The 19,137-nt window shown below is 71.3% G+C and carries 17 protein-coding genes and 1 tRNA gene; 6 read left to right on the forward strand and 12 right to left on the reverse strand.

The features are described from left to right. The first annotated feature begins 70 nt into the window (after positions 1–70). Both FFS25_RS04440 and FFS25_RS04445 read left to right on the forward strand, forming a co-directional pair. A complete protein-coding gene (locus FFS25_RS04440) occupies positions 71–1,219 on the forward strand; it encodes a TY-Chap domain-containing protein (RefSeq protein ID WP_137802073.1) in 1,149 nt (382 codons plus the stop codon). A gap of 249 nt (positions 1,220–1,468) precedes the next feature. After that, the gene (locus tag FFS25_RS04445; RefSeq protein WP_058871429.1) at positions 1,469–2,617 is read left to right on the forward strand and encodes a VIT1/CCC1 transporter family protein; all 1,149 of its coding nucleotides are present in this window, start codon (positions 1,469–1,471) and stop codon (positions 2,615–2,617) included. Positions 2,618–3,025: 408 nt separating this feature from the next. Here the strand turns inward: FFS25_RS04445 and FFS25_RS04450 are convergent, their stop codons facing one another. From FFS25_RS04450 to sucC, 5 genes are all read right to left on the reverse strand, one after another. Continuing rightward, on the reverse strand, positions 3,026–4,675 hold the full coding sequence (locus FFS25_RS04450) for an alkaline phosphatase D family protein (protein ID WP_171004097.1): 1,650 nt from the start codon (positions 4,673–4,675) through the stop codon (positions 3,026–3,028). A gap of 58 nt (positions 4,676–4,733) precedes the next feature. Beyond that, positions 4,734–4,964 (reverse strand): hypothetical protein, encoded by a 231-nt coding sequence (locus FFS25_RS04455; protein ID WP_212742715.1) that lies wholly within the window; start codon positions 4,962–4,964, stop codon positions 4,734–4,736. A 112-nt stretch (positions 4,965–5,076) separates the two neighbouring features. Beyond that, positions 5,077–5,286 carry a hypothetical protein gene (locus tag FFS25_RS13380; protein WP_171004091.1) on the reverse strand — a complete coding sequence of 70 codons (210 nt, stop codon included), beginning with the start codon at positions 5,284–5,286 and terminating at the stop codon, positions 5,077–5,079. A gap of 213 nt (positions 5,287–5,499) precedes the next feature. After that, positions 5,500–6,417, reverse strand: a complete 918-nt coding sequence (gene sucD, locus FFS25_RS04460) for a succinate--CoA ligase subunit alpha (RefSeq protein WP_024289078.1) — start codon at positions 6,415–6,417, stop codon at positions 5,500–5,502. A gap of 32 nt (positions 6,418–6,449) precedes the next feature. After that, positions 6,450–7,619, reverse strand: coding sequence for an ADP-forming succinate--CoA ligase subunit beta (gene sucC, locus FFS25_RS04465; protein ID WP_137802074.1), 1,170 nt, complete (start codon positions 7,617–7,619; stop codon positions 6,450–6,452). Positions 7,620–7,827: 208 nt separating this feature from the next. On the opposite strand from sucC, the gene FFS25_RS04470 reads away from it, so the two are divergent. Further along, complete coding sequence (locus tag FFS25_RS04470) at positions 7,828–8,595, forward strand: hypothetical protein (protein WP_137802075.1); 768 nt, start codon at positions 7,828–7,830, stop codon at positions 8,593–8,595. Positions 8,596–8,637: 42 nt separating this feature from the next. Here FFS25_RS04470 and pcrA read toward each other — a convergent pair whose 3' ends face one another. Continuing rightward, positions 8,638–11,010 (reverse strand): DNA helicase PcrA, encoded by a 2,373-nt coding sequence (gene pcrA / locus FFS25_RS04475; protein WP_137802076.1) that lies wholly within the window; start codon positions 11,008–11,010, stop codon positions 8,638–8,640. Between the two features lie 81 nt (positions 11,011–11,091). Between pcrA and FFS25_RS04480 the strand changes: the two genes are divergently transcribed. After that, entirely contained in the window at positions 11,092–11,814 is a 723-nt protein-coding gene (locus tag FFS25_RS04480; protein WP_137802077.1) for a hypothetical protein, read from the forward strand. Between the two features lie 59 nt (positions 11,815–11,873). Here FFS25_RS04480 and FFS25_RS04485 read toward each other — a convergent pair. Beyond that, positions 11,874–11,946 (reverse strand) — tRNA-Arg (locus FFS25_RS04485). Positions 11,947–12,043: 97 nt separating this feature from the next. On the opposite strand from FFS25_RS04485, the gene FFS25_RS14000 reads away from it, so the two are divergent. Further along, complete coding sequence (locus FFS25_RS14000) at positions 12,044–13,402, forward strand: DUF4031 domain-containing protein (RefSeq protein ID WP_137802078.1); 1,359 nt, start codon at positions 12,044–12,046, stop codon at positions 13,400–13,402. A gap of 36 nt (positions 13,403–13,438) precedes the next feature. Here the strand turns inward: FFS25_RS14000 and FFS25_RS04495 are convergent, their stop codons facing one another. From FFS25_RS04495 to FFS25_RS04505, 3 genes are all read right to left on the reverse strand, one after another. Further along, positions 13,439–13,744 carry a hypothetical protein gene (locus tag FFS25_RS04495; protein ID WP_006215568.1) on the reverse strand — a complete coding sequence of 102 codons (306 nt, stop codon included), beginning with the start codon at positions 13,742–13,744 and terminating at the stop codon, positions 13,439–13,441. A 49-nt stretch (positions 13,745–13,793) separates the two neighbouring features. Then, complete coding sequence (locus FFS25_RS13545; RefSeq protein WP_249933771.1) at positions 13,794–14,870, reverse strand: C40 family peptidase; 1,077 nt, start codon at positions 14,868–14,870, stop codon at positions 13,794–13,796. Positions 14,871–15,156: 286 nt separating this feature from the next. Continuing rightward, a complete protein-coding gene (locus tag FFS25_RS04505; protein ID WP_058871437.1) occupies positions 15,157–15,900 on the reverse strand; it encodes a metal-dependent transcriptional regulator in 744 nt (247 codons plus the stop codon). A gap of 186 nt (positions 15,901–16,086) precedes the next feature. Between FFS25_RS04505 and serC the strand changes: the two genes are divergently transcribed. Next, positions 16,087–17,223 carry a phosphoserine transaminase gene (gene serC / locus FFS25_RS04510; RefSeq protein ID WP_137802079.1) on the forward strand — a complete coding sequence of 379 codons (1,137 nt, stop codon included), beginning with the start codon at positions 16,087–16,089 and terminating at the stop codon, positions 17,221–17,223. A gap of 8 nt (positions 17,224–17,231) precedes the next feature. On the opposite strand, the gene FFS25_RS04515 is transcribed toward serC, so the two are convergent. Both FFS25_RS04515 and FFS25_RS13710 read right to left on the reverse strand, forming a co-directional pair. Next, the gene (locus FFS25_RS04515; RefSeq protein ID WP_137802080.1) at positions 17,232–18,461 is read right to left on the reverse strand and encodes an MFS transporter; all 1,230 of its coding nucleotides are present in this window, start codon (positions 18,459–18,461) and stop codon (positions 17,232–17,234) included. Next, positions 18,458–19,063, reverse strand: a complete 606-nt coding sequence (locus FFS25_RS13710) for a DUF3027 domain-containing protein (RefSeq protein WP_249933772.1) — start codon at positions 19,061–19,063, stop codon at positions 18,458–18,460. The genes FFS25_RS04515 and FFS25_RS13710 overlap by 4 nt, the downstream gene beginning before the upstream one ends. Positions 19,064–19,137 lie beyond the last annotated feature (74 nt).

The following is a 19,137-nucleotide window of genomic DNA, read 5'->3' on the forward strand; positions in this document are numbered from 1 at the left end:
ACGCTCAGCTGCCGACACCACCCGCGCACCGCCGCGCAACCGCCTTCTGCCTGCCGAGGAAGTGATCGCCGTGTCCCACATCCCAGCGGACCGGCCCGAGTCCGAGGGCGTCCCGGCCCTGGTCGCCGACTCGCTCGTCGCCTCCGGGCTCGCACCCGCCGACATCCGCCGCCGTCTGCACACCCTGTTCCCGGACAGGGCACCGAGCTCCTGGGCCGGGTGGCTGCGCCGGGATGTGCTCGGCGAGCCGGTCGCCCGCGGCCGGGCCCACTACGACGACCGTCAGCTGCGCCTGGGCGTCGAGGTCGTGGCCGCCGTGGCCGAGGGCCTGGAGCCCGATCCCCAGGCGACAGCCCTGCTGAGCCCCGAGGACATCGACATCCTCGAGGACCTGACCGGCTGGTATGACCCCTCCGGGGCCATCCTGGCCAAAAGCCTCATGCTGGTCGGCGCGCTGCGCCAGCATGTGCACTCGGGCCAGCGCCCGGTCCTGCGCCAGTCGCGGTACCAGGAGCTGCTCATGGAGACCCGGCTCGTCGCCGATGTCCCGCAGTCCCATCAGCTGCGCTGGCCGCCGGCCGCCTCCGTCGTCGCCCGCCGTCTGGGCGGCGGCGACTGGGCGATCGCGCTGCACGGGATGGGCCTGGACGGAGGCCAGCCCGGCGAGCCGAGGCAGAGGGACATGCCGGTGGCCCGGGAGATCCAGGAGCTCGACGACCCCGGGATCGGACTGATCGCAGCGCCGGCATCCACGGGCGAGTGGCCCCATGAGGTCTGGGACGAGCTGCGGGACCGCCTGCTGGACGAGCTCGAGGAGCTCGCCTGGAAGGACATCCTGGTCCTGCGCTACTCCGAGCCTCCGGAGGAGGACGCTCCCCCGTCCCCGTCTGCCTGGGCCCGCACCGGGCCCGACGGGACCGTCGTCAGTCTCTCCGGGGTCAACAGCCCGAGCGCCCTGTGGCCGAGGGCCGAGGACTACTTCGTCGAGCCCCGCTGGCGCCAGCCCGCCCATGGCGGGGTCGCCTGGAGCTGCGGCCCCATGCCGGCTGAGGAGGCCGCCGAGCTGATGGTCGAGGGCATGCGCATCGGGCGGCTGTGCGGCAATCCCTACCGCTTCTGCTGGGGCGTGGGAGATGCGCAGACCGGCTCAGCGGAGGAGGACCCCCAGGCCTCGGGTCCAGTGGCCCCGGTGGTCTCGTTCCATCGCCCCACATCCTGAAGTCCTCCCAGGCCGTCGCGCCGTGAGCGATTCCACACCCTGAGGCGGACCGGCGATCCGCGGGGCAGGTAGACTGGCTCGATCGAAGGGGAGTAGTTCCAGGGCGGCCTCGGCCCCCGGAGGCTCGTCGACATACCGGATTCACGGAGGAGTCCCGGCGAGCCGTCCGCATGCGGATGAGCGAGACCTTCAGCCCATCGGCCAGGCTGGTCCCAGACCGCCCGAGCCTCGACAGGACAGGACTCCTCCATGAACGGCTCACACGCGCCCTCTTCCGACTCCCCCGCCTCGCTGAACCCGGGCGATCCCGGGGCAGCCACCCGCTCCCAGGTCCGCCGCTGGCGGCGCTACCTGGCCGAGGAGCAGGCCGAGGCGGAGATCTACCGCAGGCTGGGCGAGCGTTCCGAGGGACGCCACCGCCGGATCCTGCTCGAGGTGGCCGAGGCCGAGGGCAGGCACAGCCGGCACTGGCAGAGCCAGCTCGCCCCGTACGGGCTGGGCCCCACGCGCCCGTCGCTCGGCTCCCGCACCCTGATGCTGCTGGCCGAGCACTTCGGCACCGTTTTCGTGCTCGCGCTGCTGCAGCGCGCCGAGTCGCGCTCGCCGTACGCCGACGATGTCGATGTCCCCGCCTCCATGGCCGCCGACGAGGCCCTGCACGAGGAGATCGTGCGTGCCCTGGCCAACGACGGCCGTCAGCGGCTGTCCGGCAACTTCCGCGCCGCGGTCTTCGGCGCCAACGACGGCCTCGTGTCCAACCTGGCGCTCGTGATGGGCGTCGGCGCCACGGGCATGGCGGGATCCCAGGTGCTCTTCACGGGCATCGCGGGCCTGCTGGCCGGTGCCCTGTCCATGGGCGCAGGCGAATTCGTCTCCGTGCGCTCGCAGCGCGAGATGCTCGATGCCTCGCTGCCCACCCAGGTCACCCTCGACGTGGCGCCCCAGCTCGATCTGCAGGCCAATGAGCTCGAGCTGGTCTACCGAGCCCGCGGGATGTCGGCCGAGGCCGCCGCCCATCGCGCGGCCGAGCGCCTGGGCTATCTCGACTGCGACTGCGACCCGTCGCTGTCCTACCAGGACGAGGACGACCAGGCGGACAGCGGCGAGGACAACGTGGCCCTGGGGACCGATCTGGGCGCCTCCGCCTCGAGCTTCTGCTTCTTCGCCTCCGGGGCGATCATCCCGATCATCCCGTTCATCCTGGGGATGGCCGGCATGCCCGCACTGGTGCTGGCCATGGTCCTGGTGGGCATCGCCCTGCTGGTCACCGGCGGCGCCGTGGGCCTGCTGTCCGGGGCGTCCCCGCTGAAGAGGGGCCTGCGCCAGCTCTCGATCGGCTACGGAGCGGCGATCGCGACCTACCTGCTGGGCCTGCTGTTCAACACGACGGTCGGCTGAGCGGCCCGGGTGCACGTCCGCCCATGTCCGGAGCCTGTTCCGACGCTGTGAACTGCATCACTCAAGGCACGTATTTCCCGCAGGGACGCACCGCAGTCCCCAAGGCTGGGATATGATCCGGCTCGTGGCCTTTGCGCCACACAGCAATGAAGGACCACTGTCGCAGACGTCGGCACGGCCGCACTGGGGGGTGCTTCGTCGCCGGCAGCAGCAGTGGCAGCAGTCGCTCAGCCCACGACTCCCTTCATTGAGACATGACTGTCTGCCGATGGCCGCGAGCATTCTCCTTCTGGAGGCGCATCTCTCCCCGCGCCGGGTGCCTTGCATCCGTCACCTCACGGCCATCGGCCTGTCATGCCACGCACTGCGCCCGGACCCTGAAGGGTCCGGGCGCTCATCCGGGTCGGCTCAGGACTGCGGCTCGAACTGCTTCTCCCACACGATCTCCCCGTTGCCGTCGCGCAGCGAGACCGTCATGAGGTCCTGCTCGTCCAGGTCCACGTGGCCGAAGAACTGGAACGCCGCGTCCCGGGGCGAGCCCATGGCCGGGCCTGCCTTGGAGAAGACCTCCTGCGGGCCGAAGGTCCGGTCCAGCTTGTTCGGCCCGAAGGAGCCCGCGTTGATGGGGCCGGCCACGAACTCCCAGAACTCGTGGAAGTCCTGGAAGGCCGCGTTCTCCGGCGTGTAGTGGTGCGCGGCGCAGTAGTGGACGTCGCCGGTGATGACGAAGACGTTCTTCACGCCGTTGTCCTTGATCGACTTCAGCACTCGGGCCAGCTGCAGCTCACGTCCCAGCGGCTTGCCCGGATCGGTGTTGGAGATCGACTCCTGGGCCTTGCCATCCGGGACCACCAGCCCCAGCGGGAGATCGGCCGAGAGGCACTTCCAGGTGGCAGTGGAGTCCCGCAGGCCGTCGATCAGCCACTGGGTCTGCTCCTCGCCCAGGATGTCCGTCTCGTGAGCCTCCTTGCCGGCGGTGTTCTCGCCCTTGAACGTGCGCATGTCCAGGCAGAAGACGTCCAGCTGGGAGCCGCGCTCGATCTTGCGGTAGATCCGCGCATCCTCGAAGCCGGATGTCCCGGGCTTGAGCGCGCGGGCGTCGCCGATGGGCTGGTACTCCTGCCACGCGCGACGGCCCCGCTGGGCCAGGGTGTCGACATCGAGGACCGTGTAGCGCTCGTCCTCCAGGGTCTCGCCGGGGTACCAGTTGTTGGTGGTCTCGTGGTCGTCCCACTGCGAGAGCAGGGCGGTGTGCGCGTAGAAGTCCCGGATGTTGTGATCCATCATGTTGTAGCGATGGCGGGCCCGGAACTCCTCCTGGGTCTCGGCCACCTTCGCCACGCCCTCGGTCACCACGTTGCGCCAGACCTGGCCGTCGGGCTCCTGGTGCTCGGCCTCGATGGGGCCGTCCGCGTAGATCGTGTCGCCGGCGTGGATGAAGAAGTCCGGGTTCGTGGCCGCCATGGCCCGGTAGGTGCGCATGCCGCCCAGATCCGGGTTGATGCCGAAGCCCTGCCCCGCGGTGTCGGCGGTCCACACGAAGGACTGACGGGTGCCCGAGGGCCGGCGGACGCGCTGGCCGCGGCCCGGGCGCAGCCCCTCGGGAGCTGTGCGGAAGGTCCCGAACTCCGCGGGCGAGCGGACACCGGACTCGTCCTCGAACTGCACGGCGTAGAGGAACTGCGAGCCGGAGGGCAGCCCGGTCACGCCGATCTTGGCGGTGTGGTCGGTCTCGGCGGTGACCCATCCGGACTCGACGGTCTTCTCGAAGCGCCCGCGCCCGCGGGCCGGGTTGAAGGCATCGTCCACCGCGGTGACCTTGACGATCATGCGGCCGTCGCCGGAGGAGCGCGACCACACGACGACGGAGTCCTTCGAGGCATCCCCCGTCATGATGCCCGAGGGCAGGTGGAGGCGGCGGCGGACGATACCCGCAGCCGAGGGGCGCTGGCTGGGCGAGGCGACCGCCGGAGAGGCCGTGGCGGGGGCGGCGGAGACGGCGAGGACGGAGGTGCAGGCAGTGGCGGTGAGCAGACCGCGGCGGGAGACGGAAGTCATGGCCCCATCATCCGAACCCCGCCCGTCTGCGCGCCCACGCCGAGGTGACACCGCGTCGTCACGCAGGTGAAGACGCGATGCCCCAGGTCACGAGCCCATGCACTGCGATGCAATGGGCCGCGGCCAGCTCGAAGCCGTGCAGGGCATCGGCGAGCGTCACCTCGTGCGTCATCAGCGGGGAGACGTCCACGCCCTCGGCCATCAGCCGCAGCGCATCGGAGATCTCGTCGACGAAGCGGTAGGAGCCTCGGTAGGTGGTCTCCCGGGTCACGATCCCGCCCAGGGCCACGGGGACCTCGCCCCGGGGAGGTTGCCCACCTTCACGATGGTGCCCCCCGGCGCATTGCCGCGATCACACCGGCCTGGCTCGTGAGGAACTGCGCGAACATCAGCAGGACCGGCTACGACATCCAGCCGCGCCGACCGAGTCGGGGAGGGACGTCGTCGTAGCCCGAGACGGCCGCGGAGGTGATCATGCCGGGGCCCAGGAAGCGGAAGCGCCCGCCCATGCGCTCCGGGGGCTCCGCGGTCTCGCGGCCGGTCACCAGGTACGGATCGACCTTGTCGGCGTCGATCGTGGCTGTGGCCGGGAGGGTGTCGGCGTGGGGCATCTGGGTGCCTCTCGATAGGGCAGGGCGGCACGGGCATGCGGGTCCCTGCAGGCGGACGGAGAGGTGCCCCAACCTAGGCCGTGACGCGCACCACCCCGTGCCTTGTTGCCGGGCGATGCCCCGGATGCGCGAGAGCACCGGGGCCCCTCCTGAAGGAGGGGGCCCCGGTGCTCGATGATTCCGCTGAGGGCAGGCGCTCTCAGCGCGGATCGATCACTTGCCGGCCATGAGCTCGCGCATCAGGTCGGCGGTCTCGGTGGGGGTCTTGCCGACCTTCACACCGGCGGCCTCGAGGGCCTCCTTCTTGGCCTGGGCCGTCCCGGAGGAGCCGGAAACGATGGCGCCGGCGTGGCCCATGGTCTTGCCCTCCGGGGCGGTGAAGCCCGCGACGTAGCCGACGACCGGCTTGGTCACGTTGGCCTTGATGTACTCGGCCGCGCGCTCTTCGGCGTCGCCGCCGATCTCACCGATCATCACGATGCCCTCGGTCTCCGGATCGGCCTCGAAGGCCTCCAGAGCGTCGATGTGGGTGGTGCCGATGACGGGGTCGCCGCCGATGCCGATCGCGGTGGTGAAGCCGAGATCGCGCAGCTCGAACATCATCTGGTAGGTCAGGGTTCCGGACTTTGAGACCAGGCCCAGCTTGCCCTTGCCGGTGATGTTCGCCGGGGTGATGCCCAGCAGCGACTCCTCCGGGGAGATGATGCCGGGGCAGTTCGGGCCGATGATGCGGGTCTTGGGACGGCCGTCCTCACCCGCGTTCGCCTTGGCGTGGGCCCAGAACTCCGCCGCGTCCTGCACGGGGATGCCCTCGGTGATCACGACGACCAGCGGGATCTCGGCGTCGATGGCCTCGATCACGGCGTCCTTGCAGAACTTCGGGGGCACGAAGACGATCGACGCGTTCGCGCCGGTCTCCTTCATGGCCTCGGCCACGCCGCCGAAGACGGGCAGCTCGACGTCGGCGCCCTGAGCGTCCTTGTGCGAGACGGTCGTGCCGGCCTTGCGGGCGTTCACGCCGCCCAGGACCTGGGTGCCTGCTGCGAGCATCCGGGCGGTGTGCTTGGATCCCTCGCCGCCGGTGATGCCCTGAACGATGACCTTCGAGTCCTTGTTCAGAAAGATGGACATTCTGATTCCTCTGCTTTCGGTTTCCGGCGGTTTCAGTTGGCGGCTGCGGCGAGCTCTGCGGCCTTGTCGGCGCCGCCGTCCATGGTGTCCACGGAGGTGACCAGCGGGTGGTTCGCCTCCTCCAGGATGCGGCGGCCCTCCTCGACGTTGTTGCCGTCGAGGCGGACGACCAGCGGCTTGGTCGCGGTGTCGCCCAGGATCTCCAGGGCCTTCACGATGCCGTTGGCCACGGCGTCGCATGCGGTGATGCCGCCGAAGACGTTGACGAACACGGACTTGACCTGCGGGTCGTTCAGGATGACGTCCAGGCCGTTGGCCATGACCTCGGCCGAGGCGCCGCCGCCGATGTCCAGGAAGTTCGCGGGCTTGACGTCGCCGTGCTTCTCGCCGGCGTAGGCCACGACGTCGAGCGTGGACATGACCAGCCCGGCGCCGTTGCCGATGATGCCGATCTCGCCATCGAGCTTGACGTAGTTGAGGCCCTTCTCCTTGGCCCTGGCCTCGAGCGGGTCCTCGGTGTTCTTGTCGACCAGGGAGGCGTGGTCCTCGTGGCGGAAGTCGGCGTTGTCGTCGAGCGAGACCTTGCCGTCCAGGGCCACGATGTCGCCCTCGCCGGTCTTGACCAGCGGGTTGACCTCGACCAGCGTCGCATCCTCGTTCTTGTAGACCTCGCCGAGCTTCACGAGCACGGGCACGATCTTGGCGCCGGTCTCCTCGTCGAACTTGGCCTGGGCGACGATCTCGCGGGCCTTCTCCTCGGTCAACCCGGCTGCGGGGTCGACCTCCACGCGGGCCAGGGCCTCGGGGCGCTCGACCGCCAGCTGCTCGATCTCCATGCCGCCCTCGACGGAGCACATGGCCAGGTAGGAGCGGTTGGCGCGGTCCAGCAGCACCGAGAAGTAGTACTCCTCGGCGATGTCTGCGCCCTGGGCGATCATCACGCGGTGGACGGTGTGGCCCTTGATGTCCATGCCCAGGATCTGCTGCGCGTACTCGTAGGCCTCATCGGCGGTCTTGGCCACCTTGACGCCGCCGGCCTTGCCGCGGCCGCCGACCTTGACCTGCGCCTTGACGACGGTCACGCCGCCGATCTTCTCAGCAGCTGCCTTTGCTTCTTCCGGAGTGGTCGCGACGATGCCCTGGAGCACGGGCACGCCGTGCTTCTCGAAGATGTCGCGTGCCTGGTATTCGAACAGGTCCACGGTTGAGAGCCCTTCTTCGTCGAAGTTCTTGGTCCGGCCGCGCGGATGCGCGCCCGATCGTTGCCGTCGAGGCGCGCGGGCCCTGCTCCGCCGGGTGCATCTCCGGCGCAGGGCACAGCGACGTGCCTCTCCTGAACCCACCTTAGCGGACTCGCCCTCGGCCCCGCCCTGCGCCCATCGGGGCCTCCGAGTTGATTGACTGTCCCGCATGCAGGCAACCCGACGGCGCGGCGAGAGGCAGCGGCCCCGCTCCATGCCGCCCGCCCGGGCGGCCATGCTCCGAGCCTCGACATGGGTCCTGCTGATCAGCCTTGCGCTGTGCGCGCTGCGCATCCCCCTGGCCGAGGTCCCCGATCTGCTCGACCCGCCCGGCAGGCTGCTTCCGCTGTGGCCCCAGTCGCTGCTGTGGCTCGGCATGGGCCTGATCGCCCTGCTCGGCGCCCGACGCGGATATCTGAGCCTGCAGCGGGCCTCCGGGGCTCGCCGGGTCTTCACGGCCGGACGACGCCAGCCGGACGTCGAGGCGGACCCCCGCTCCCCCACCCTGGCGCTGGTCCTGTTCGTGGTCGCGCTGCTGTCCGCCGTGATCCTCCCGCCGCTGCTCGTGGGCGGCTGGACCATGCAGCCGGTCGAGCTGTGGCTGGGCCTCTACGGCACCTACGGGACCTCCGTGGCGTTCGCGACGGCGGCCTGGGTGATCTTCCATACGGGCTACGCGGTCCTCTTCGCGCTGATCCTGGCGCTGGTCCAGTCGATGGGCGAATCGCTGATCCGCCGCGCCTGGACCCGACGCGTCCCTCTGGGCGGGATCGCGCTGGGCCTGCTGCTGGGCATTCCGGACCTGTTCGTCGGCGGGTGGGCCGACCTGCTCACGACACTGGTCAGCTGCACCCTGCTGGGAGTCGTGCACCTGCTGGTGGGTGGGCGCCTGCGCTGGAGCGCGGCGGCGTCGTGGTTCCTGATGATGTTCCTCTGAAGACGACCGCCAGCCGCTCAGCGGCTCACTCGAAGGTCATGCTCACTCGGAGACCCTGCTCAGCGGGGCCGAGCGCACGAGCAGCCGCTTCTCTTCCGAGCCGAACCTGACCTTGGCGATCACCCGGTCCCCGCGGCCCTCCAGCTGCACCACGGTGCCGCGCCCGAAGCTCTTGTGGTCGACCTGCTCGCCGATGCTCAGCGCCAGGACCTCCCGCTGCGGATCCACGCGCCCCGCTGCCGGTGTGCGGGCACCGCGCCGGAACGTGGCCGCCGCCCCGCCCTGCGAGCCGCCGGAGCCCATGAGCCCGGAGCCGTAGGCGGCCCCGCCCCAGCCCGGCCGCGCGCCGGAGCCCTCGCGCTCCCAGCTGATCAGCTCGGACGGGATCTCCTCCAGGAAGGGGCTCGGCGGGTTGTACTGGGTCTGCCCCCACTGCGAACGGTTCTCCGCGCGCGTCAGGTAGAGGCGGCGGCGGGCGCGGGTGATCCCCACGTAGGCCAGGCGCCGCTCCTCCTGCATCTCCTTCTCGTCAGTCATGGAGCGCTGATGCGGGAAGATCCCGTGCTCCATGCCGGTGAGGAACACCACCGGGAACTCGAGGCCCTTGGCCGTGTGCAGGGTCATCAGGGTCACCACGCCCTGCGACTGCTCGTCGGGATCGGGGATCTGATCGGCGTCGGCGACCAGGGCCACGTGCTCCAGGAACTCCGCCAGCCCGTGCTCCGGATGCTCGCGCTCGTGCTCGCGGACCACCGCCACGAGCTCGGCCAGGTTCTCCACGCGGGTCTCGTCCTGGGGGTCCTCCGAGGTGCGCAGGGCCTCCAGGTAGCCGGTCTGCTCCAGCACGGCCTCCACCACCGAGGCCGGGCTGTTGCCCTCCGCGACGGTCGAGAGGTCGTCCATGAGCTGCACGAAGGCCTTCACCGCGTTGAGGGAGCGCGAGGCCATGCCCGGGGCCTCCTCGGCCCGGCGGGCGGCGTCCATGAAGGACAGTCCGTCGCGCTCGGCCAGGGCGGCCAGAGCGCCCTGGGCTCGGTCGCCGATCCCGCGCTTGGGCTCGTTGATGATGCGCCGGACCGTGACCTCGTCATCCGGGTTCAGCAGCGCGCGCATGTAGGCCAGGGCGTCCTTGATCTCCTTGCGCTCGTAGAACCGGGTGCCGCCCACGACCTTGTAGGGCAGGCCCACGCGCATGAGGATCTCCTCGAGCGAGCGGGACTGCGCGTTGGTGCGGTAGAAGATCGCCACGTCCGCCGGACGGATGCCCTCGGCATCCTGGAGGCGGTCGATCTCCTCAGCGATCCAGCGCGCCTCCTCGTGGGCGGACTCGGCCGTATAGCCCACGATCTCGGTGCCATCGCCCTCGGCGGTCCACAGCCTCTTGTCCTGGCGCCCGGCATTGCGGGAGATCACGGCGTTGGCCGCGGAGAGGATGGTCTGGGTCGAGCGGTAGTTCTGCTCCAGCAGCACGGTCCGGGCGGAGGGATAGTCCTTCTCGAACTCGGTGATGTTGCGGATGTCCGCCCCGCGGAAGGCGTAGATGGACTGGTCGGAGTCGCCCACGACCGTCAGCTCCGCAGGCGGCAGGCCCGTGAGATCACCCTGATGCCCCACGATCTCCCGGATCAGGGAGTACTGGGCGTGGTTGGTGTCCTGGTACTCGTCGACCAGGACGTGCCGGTAGCGGCGGCGGTAGTACTCCGCGATCTGGGGGAAGGCCCGCAGCATGTGCACCGTCTGCGAGATGAGGTCGTCGAAGTCCAGGGCGTTGGCCGCACGCAGCCGCTGCGTGTAGCCGCGGTAGGTCTGCGCGACCGCCTGCTCCCACGGATCCGACCCGGTGGCCCGGGAGAGATAGGTCTCATCGTCGATCAGCTCGTTCTTCAGCGAGGAGATCGCGTGCTGCAGCGCCTTGGGTGCGAAGCGCTTGGGATCCAGCTCGTGCTGCTTGGCCACTGCGGTGATCACTCGCAGCGAATCGGCGGAGTCGTAGATCGAGAACGTGGACTTCAGCCCGATCGCGGTGGCCTCCCGCCGCAGCACGCGCACGCAGAAGGAGTGGAACGTGGACAGAGACATGGTCCGCGCAGACGGCCCCACGAGCTCGACCACGCGCTCGCGCATCTCCGCGGCGGCCTTGTTGGTGAAGGTGATCGCCAGGATCTCCCCCGGATGCGCCCGCCCCGTGCCCAGCAGATAGGCGATGCGGTGGGTCAGCACGCGGGTCTTGCCCGAGCCCGCCCCGGCCACGATCAGCAGCGGCGAGCCGGCGTGCTCGACAGCCTGGCGCTGCGGCCCGTTGAGCCCCTCCAGGAGGGATTCCGGGCTGCGCCGCCCCGGAGCTGACTCCATGGCGCTGGCTGCGCCCGAGGCCGGCGGGGAGGAGAGCAGGGGGTTGTCCGTGAGGAAGTCCATGATGGGCTCGAGTCTAGAAGAGCCGCCGGACAGCACAGCGGGCGTCGTGATCCGGTGCCGCAGGGCCGATAGCCTGCAGGCATGGGACTCTCGCGGGCGCAGAAGATCAAGAAGCACGGCGACAGCGCTGCGCAGGCACCGACCGGCCGCACCACTGCCGCCCGATCGCGCCCGGCGGCCCGGAGCACCGGGGCCTCGACGACCACAGCCGCGGCTCAGCGTCGCGAGCAGCTGCGCCCGGAGCCGGAGAGCTCGCCGTCGAGCCCCATGATGCTGGTGGGCGTGCTCATGGCGGTCGCAGCGCTGTTCCTGCTCTACGTGAACCTGGTGATCCTGCCGGGCTTCGCCTCGGCCATGGCCGGCGGCCACGGCGTCCCCGAGCTGCGCCTGCTGGGATTCGACGCCGAGTGGTTCCGGAGCTTCACGGACGCCATGGACGACGGCGCCGCCGAGGCCTACCGCTCCATCCACCGCTCCACGGCGCTGATCGCCCCGCTGGGCATGACCGTGGGCTGGGCGGCCTTCGTGCTCCTGCAGTCCAGGGGCGCGGCGCTGTTCCGCTGGGCCGGCCTGGGCGTGGTGGCGCTGTTCGCGATCGTCTACCTGCTCGGCAGCTCGGTCCTGGACCGCGCCGTGGCCGATCCGCAGGACGAGACCCTGGTGGGCATGGCCTCGCTGCTGATGAACCTGCGCGGGGCGCTGCTGCTGGGCATGGTCGCACTGCTGGTGTGGGCCATGCTGCGCTCGGTGCGTCGGATCGCCGGCGAGATGGCGCAGCGCGGGCGCCAGGACCAGCAGGCCTGAGCCGGCGGCCCGGTACAGGACCGCGTGCAAGCGCGGAAGAAGGAAGAAGGAAGAAGGGGTGCCCCCGGCGCGATTCGAACGCGCGACACCGGCTTTAGGAGAGCCGTGCTCTATCCCCTGAGCTACGGGGGCGACGGCGACCATCATAGGGCCCGCAGCCTGCCGCTCCGAACAGCGGGCGGCAGCGCGAGTGCCGGGCGGGGTCGGTGCGGGCGATAGATTGACGCGCATGGCTGTCTACATCGATCCCGCGCGCTGGCCTGCCCATGGCACCGTCTTCTCGCACCTGGTCTCCGACAGCTCCCTGGACGAGCTGCACGAGATGGCTCGGCGGATCGGCGTGAGCCCCCGGGCCTTCGACGGCGATCACTACGACGTCGCAGTGGCCCACTACGACAAGGCCGTGGCCGAAGGCGCGATCGAGGTCGACGGCAAGGAGCTGGCCCGGCGCCTGGTGCAGTCCGGGCTGAGGATCCCGGCTGCGCGTCGCAGCGAGCGTGCCGAGTACGCGCTGCGCTCGCGCTGGGACAGCGGCATCGGGATCGGCCCCGAGCTGCGCGGCCTGCGCGCCGAGCTGCTCGAGCGCTGGGGCGAGCCCCACCGCCGCTACCACGACCGCACCCACCTGCTGGCCATGCTGAGGGCGCTGGATCTGCTCACCGACGATGCCCCGCCGCGGTCCGTCGTGCTGGCCGCCTGGTTCCACGACGCCGTCTACGACGGCCGCCCCGGCGCCGATGAGGAGGCCTCCGCCGAGCTGGCCGAGCGCCTGCTGCCGGAGGCCGGCTTCCAGGCCTCGGAGGTCGCCGAAGTCGCCCGCCTGGTCCGCCTCACCGCCTCCCACCGTCCCCGGCCCGACGACGACGCGGGGCAGCTGCTGTGCGATGCCGATCTGGCGGTGCTGGGCGGCGCCCCGGCCGTGTACGCCGACTACGTCCGCAGGGTGTCCGAGGAGTACGCCTCGGTGCCGCGGCCGGACTTCGTGCGGGGGCGGCTGCAGATCCTGGAGCAGCTCTCCGCGGCCGAGCTCTACCGCACGCCCAAGGGGCAGCAGCTGTGGGCCAAGCAGGCGGCGGAGAACCTCGCCGTCGAGATCGACGACCTGCGCCTGGAGTCCCTGCGGGAGATCCAGGTGCCGGAGGGCCTGGACGTGCTCACGATCGTGGGCGTGTGCTTCCTGCGCGAGGGTCGTCTGCTGACCGTCCGCAAGCGCGGCACGCAGAAGTTCATGCTGGTCGGCGGCAAGCTCGAGCCCGGTGAGACGGCCGAGCAGGCCGCTGAGCGCGAGGTCGCCGAGGAGGTCGGGGCCGTGATCAGCGCGGAGGACCTGCAGCTGCTGGGCCGCTTCCACTCGCCGGCGGCCAACGAGGCGGACACCTGGGTCTCCTCGACCGTCTTCACGGTCGATCTGGACGAGCAGGCGCAGCAGCCCCGTCCGCAGGCGGAGATCGAGGAGCTGCGTCCGCTGGACCTGCGACCGGAGGCGGTCGCCGAGGCCGAGCCGTCTCTGGCCCCGCTGGTGCGCCGCCAGGTCATCCCGCTGCTGCGCCGCCGGGATCCGCGGTTCTTCAGCGCCGGTCCGCGGTGAACAACCGCTCGGCGACACTGCGCGACGGGACGGCGCTCAGCTCCTGGGAGGCTGCTGCCCCTGGGCCTGCCCTGCCTGCTCGGCCTGCAGACGGGTCCGGCGCCGGCGCCACAGGATGCTGGCCGTCACGAGCCCGATGATGATGCCCACGCCGCCGATGACCGAGACCCACATGGCCGCGTGCCCGATCGCCAGCGACACCAGCAGCCCCGCGATGACTCCGGGGACCGCTCCGGCCACCATGCCCACGGCCAGGTAGGTGTACTCCTGGTCGCTGCCGGTGCGCGCGGCCGCGCTGTAGTCCGCCGGGGGTCGCTGCTGTCCTCGAGGGTCCTGTGCCATGGCTCCAGCCTATCCGCGCCGAGGCGGTGGGCCGTCGCGGCCGGTGGCCTCAGCGCACGGTGTAGAAGCCGTCCAGGGCCATGTCGTGCACCGAGTGCTCGATCGTGCCCTGCTGGGGGTTCAGCGCGGAGATCATCCGATCACCGCCCAGGTAGATCCCCACGTGCGATCCTCCGTTCTGCGAGACGAGGTCGCCCGGGCGGGGGTCCGCCGTGGGCTCGGCGGCGGCGAACTGCTCCCACGTGACCCGCGGCAGCTCGAGGCCGTGCTGCGCGTAGACCCACTGCACGAACGCGGAGCAGTCCCAGGCCTTGAAATCGGTGCCGCCCCAGACGTACTGCCCGCCGAGCCCGAGCCGAGCAGTGGCCAGGATCTCCTCGTCCGAGACCCCGCCGCCTGTGTCCGCGGCGCTGGTCGTGGCCTGCTCGGTCGTCGGCGCATGAGCAGGAGCGGCAGGGGCCGCAAGGGCTGCCTGAGGTCCTGCCGAGAGCGTCTCGGCGCCCGGACTGCGCTCGAACGGGGCCGTGGCCGCTGAGGCCAGGTCGTCGAGCCCGGGATCCGCCGCCGGCTGGGCGGGGTCCGACTCCCACAGAGTGTCCTGGAGGCTCTGGACGCCCAGCTGATCACCGACGGCGGTGTCGGCTGCCGTGGGCTGGGCCGCATGGCGGGCCGTGGGGTCCAGCGAGGTGGAGCGGCTGCCGTCGGCGTAGGCGAAGCTCACCACGCCGTCGGCGTCCGTGGACCAGGAGAAGGTCCAGTCGTTGGCCTCGGCGGCCGCGCGATCCAGCCCGGCGTCGTCGGGGACGGTCCCGGTGACCGTGACCCAGGCGGGGAACTCGATCGCAGCGGCCTGCGCCGGGGCTGCTCCCAGAAGCGCCGCCCCCACGAGCCCGAGCCCCGCAGCACCCGCCAGCGGCGCGGGAGCCCGAACCGTGCGGCGGCCACCGCTGAGGACCCGGCTCGCGGCTCCGCCTGAAGGGCACATGGCCCGGGCCGAGAGCATGGGCTCGATCTGACCTGCCAGGGGTCGCAGAGCGGGAGCGGATCGCAGGCCTGCGATGTCACGGGCGTCGAAGGCCCATGTCTCCCGGACGGGATCGGCGGATCGGAGGGGGATGGCGTTCATGGCGGAACCTCTCACGGGAAGCGTGCGGCGGCCGCCGCGGCGGCGGGCATCGACGACGGCGATGCCCGCGCACGCTATGCCACGTGCCGCCGCGCGCCTGCTGCCCTTCGCCGCATTGAGACCCCCGAGAGCGCTGAGCAGCGGGGACCGCTCCTCTGCCGCGACATGATCCGCTGGGGGCTGCGCCTGTGGAGCCGCGGGTGCGCAACCGACCCGCGCAGACGACGGCACCGCCGGCGATCGTGTCGCCGGCGGTGCCGTCAGAAGCGCTTCAGCAGCGGGCGGCTCAGCCCTGCCCCACCACGATGGAGTGGGCGGAGGCCTCCGGGATGCGGATGTCCTCCGCCTCCACGCCCTCGGCAGGCTCCAGAGCCCGCACGACGACCTCACCGCTGTCCTCCTTGCGCGCCGCGAACGGTCCACCGGCCAGCAGCCCGCAGCGACCCAGGAGGCTCAGCACCTCCGGATGCGTCTGCACGACCTCCGGGATGCCCCTGAGCACGAAGCGCCCGCCGAGCTCGCTCGGGGCGGCCTCCGAGAGGATCTGGTCGGTGCCGGGAAGGGACTGCAGCGGTTGCAGCAGAGCCTGGTGAGCGGCCTCCTCCGAGGCCGCGCCCAGGCCCGCCAGGCCCGGGATCGGCATGCCGTAGGGCGAGATCTGCGGGTTGTGCAGCAGATCCACGAGTCGCTCCTCCACAGCCTCGCTCATGACGTGCTCCCAGCGGCAGGCCTCGTCGTGGACGACCGAGAGGTCCAGGCCGATGACGTCGGCGAGCAGGCGCTCGGCCAGGCGGTGCTTGCGCATGACCTTGACCGCGGTCTCCCGCCCCGCCTCCGTGAGGGCCAGCCGGCGATCCGGCTGCACGGTCAGCAGGCCGTCGCGCTCCATGCGGGAGACGGTCTGGGAGACGGTGGGCCCGGAGTGATCGAGGCGCTCCACGATACGGGCGCGCATGGGAGGGATCCCCTCCTCCTCGAGCTCGAGGACCGTGCGCAGGTACATCTCCGTGGTGTCGATCAGTTCGGTCATGTGACAGCTCCTGAGCAGGGGGCGAGCAGACATCTGGGGACGTGGCCGCGGCTGGGCGGCGCATGCCGGTTCATCGCAGGAGTCTACGCAGATCCCCCGACAGCGCATCGGCTCCGTGCGGCACAATGGCCGGACGGAGGGTCCTGCCGGTCCTCCGCCCGATCCCTCGTCCCAGGAGCACCGCCCGTGACCGACCGCCTCACGATCCCCGACAGCCTGCTGCCCGTCGATGGGCGCTTCGGCGCCGGACCCTCCAAGGTCCGCGAGGAGCAGATGGGAGCGGTCGCCCGAGCCCATCGTCAGCTCATGGGCACATCCCACCGGCAGGCCCCGGTGCGCGGCCTGGTGGGCGGCCTGCGCGAGGGCCTGGGCGAGTTCCTCCGTGTCCCTGACGGCTACGAGATCCTGCTGGGCATGGGCGGAGCCTCCGCCTTCTGGGATGCCGCGGCCCTGGGCCTGGTGCGCGAGCGCGCACAGCACGCGGCCTTCGGGGAGTTCGGCGCCAAGTTCGCCGAGGTCACCGACGGCGCCCCGTTCCTGCAGCCGTCGTCGATCCGCCGTGCGGAGCCCGGCACGCGCACCTCCGTGCAGCTCGAAGACGGGATCGACGTCTACGCCTGGCCGCAGAACGAGACCTCCACGGGCGTGGCCGCCCCCGTCGTGCGCCCCGAGGGCCTGGCCCCGGCACGCAGCGCGGCGGATCCGCTGGTCGTGGTCGATGCCACCTCGGCCGCCGGGGGCATGGCCGTGGATCTCTCCGAGACGGACGTCTACTACTTCTCGCCGCAGAAGAACTTCGCCTCGGACGGCGGGCTGTGGTTCGGCGCGTTCTCGCCGGCGGCGATCGAGCGGATCGAGTCCGTGGCCGCCTCCGAGCGCTGGATACCGGCCTTCCTGTCCCTGGGGGCGGCCCTGGAGAACTCGCGCAAGGACCAGACGTACAACACCCCGGCCCTTGCCACGCTCGTGATGCTCGACGAGCAGGTGCGCTGGCTCAACGACCAGGGCGGCATGGACTGGGCCGCCGAGCGCACGGCGCGCAGCTCCGGGCTGATCTACGACTGGGCCGAGGCGCACCCCCATGCCGCGCCCTTCGCCGCAGCCGTCGAGGACCGCTCCCCCGTAGTCGTGACCGTGGACTTCGACGACAGCATCGACGCCTCGGTGCTCAGCTCGGCGCTGCGCGCCCACGGCGTCGTGGATGTGGAGCCGTACCGGAAGCTGGGCCGCAACCAGCTGCGGATCGCCACCTTCACCGCGGTCGAGCCCTCGGACGTCCAGAAGCTGCTGGCCTGCCTGGACGCGCTGATCGAACAGCTCTGAGTCCCTGATCAGCCGCCCGGCTCGGCGCGCAGGCGCCGCCGGTGGAGCAGGCCCACGCAGGCCCCGGCAGCCCCTGCCAGGACGGCGGCGCCCAGCCCCCAACGCGGGCCGGCCGTGTCGATGACCCACCCGATCAGCGGCGCTCCGATCGGGGTGCCGCCCATGAGGATCGCCGTGTACAGGCTCATGACCCGCCCGCGGAAGCGCGGCTCCGTCATGGTCTGGACATAGGCGTTGGCCGTCGTCGTCATGGTCAGCGACGCCATGCCCAGCGGGATCAGGCACAGGCCGAACAGCAGCGGCGTGGGTGCCAGCGCGGCCAGCAGCGAGCTCAGCGCGAATATCGCCGCACCGGCATAAAGCGTCCTCAGCCTGGCGCGGGGACGGCGCGCCGCCAGCAGAGCCCCCAGCAGGGTCCCCACCGCGAGCACGGAGTTCAGGAGGCCGAACGCCTGGGACCCGAGCCCGAAGACCGTGCCGATCATGGCCGCCAGGAAGATCGCGTAGTTCAGCCCGAGCGTGCCCAGCAGGAAGACGGTGAGCAGCACGGCCAGCAGATCCGGGCGCTGCCGGACGTAGCGGAAGCCCTCCCGGATCTGGCCGGGGCCCTTGGGCGTGCGCTCCCGTGGATGCAGCCGATCCTGATCCAGGCGAAGGATGGCGGTGATCATGGCGGCGAAGGTCAGGCTGTTGAGCAGGAAGACCCATCCCGTGCCCACCTGCGCGATGAGCACCCCGGCGGCGGCCGGACCGAGCAGACGGGCCGCGTTGAAGGCCGTCGAGTTCAGCGCCACCGCATTGGACAGGTCGCGGTCCCCGACCAGGCTGGCCACGAAGGTCTGGCGCACCGGGGCGCTGAAGGTCGTGGTGACGCCCAGGGCCAGGGCGAAGGCCATCACCCAGCTCAGCGTGACCGCGCCGGAGAGCACCAGCGCTCCCAGGCCCAGCGCCAGGACGCCCATCAGCGTCTGCGTGACCAGCAGGACCCGGCGGCTGTCCGCGCGGTCGGCGTGCAGCCCGGCCCACGGCGAGATCAGCAGCTGCGGCAGGAACTGCAGGGCGAGCACCAGCCCCATGGCTCTCGCGTCATGGTCGGTCAGCTCGTCGAACACGAGCCAGGACTGCGCCGTGCGCTGCATCCACGTGCCGGTGTTCGACAGCAGGGAGCCCGCGTACCAGCGGCGGTAGTTGGGCACGCGCAGGGACCGGAACGCGCCGGTCGCAGGTGCCTCGCTCACGGAGCGGGATCGATCCCCGGGCTCTGCTCCGAGCCGTCCTGCCCGCGATCACGAGAGTCGGCCTGGGCCGCGTCGCGATCGGGGTCCCGCTCCTGCGGGTCGGGGCGCTCCTGGTCCTCGGACTCCGAGTCCTCGGGCTCCTCCTGGTCGGAGCCGTCATCGGTGTCGGACTCCTCCGACCCGTCGGACTCCTCGGCCTCGTCGGGCTCCTCGGTGCCGTCGGCCTCGGCCCCAGGCTCGCCCTCTCGATCCTCGTCGTGGTCGCTGTCGAGCACGCGCTCTGACCAGGGGACCCAGGCCGGGGCCAGGAGGGCGTCCTCACCGGGCAGCATGCCGGATTCGCAGACCGTGGCCTCCTCGGAGCCGGGCACACGGGTCAGCGTGACGTACCACTCCCAGCCGCGGCTGCCCCGGGCCGTGGCCGGGAAGAGGTGCGTGACCAGCAGCTCGCCGTCGGCGCGCGCACGGTGGCCCTCGCCGATCTCATCGGCCGGCACGATCGCGCGCAGAGCAGCCAGGGCGAGATCGCGGCGCGCGGCGAGCTGGACGTCCGGGCTGCGCTCGGGGCCCTGGTCGTGAGTGGTGGTGGACTGATCGGTCACCGATGCCCCTAGTCGTCGTGTTCCGTGTGCTGCCTCCTGCGGCGGGCAGGCGCCAGGCGCGAGCGGCCCGCCGC

It is taken from the genome of Kocuria sp. 2SI (assembly GCF_005502825.1).
GTDB lineage: Bacteria > Actinomycetota > Actinomycetes > Actinomycetales > Micrococcaceae > Kocuria > Kocuria palustris.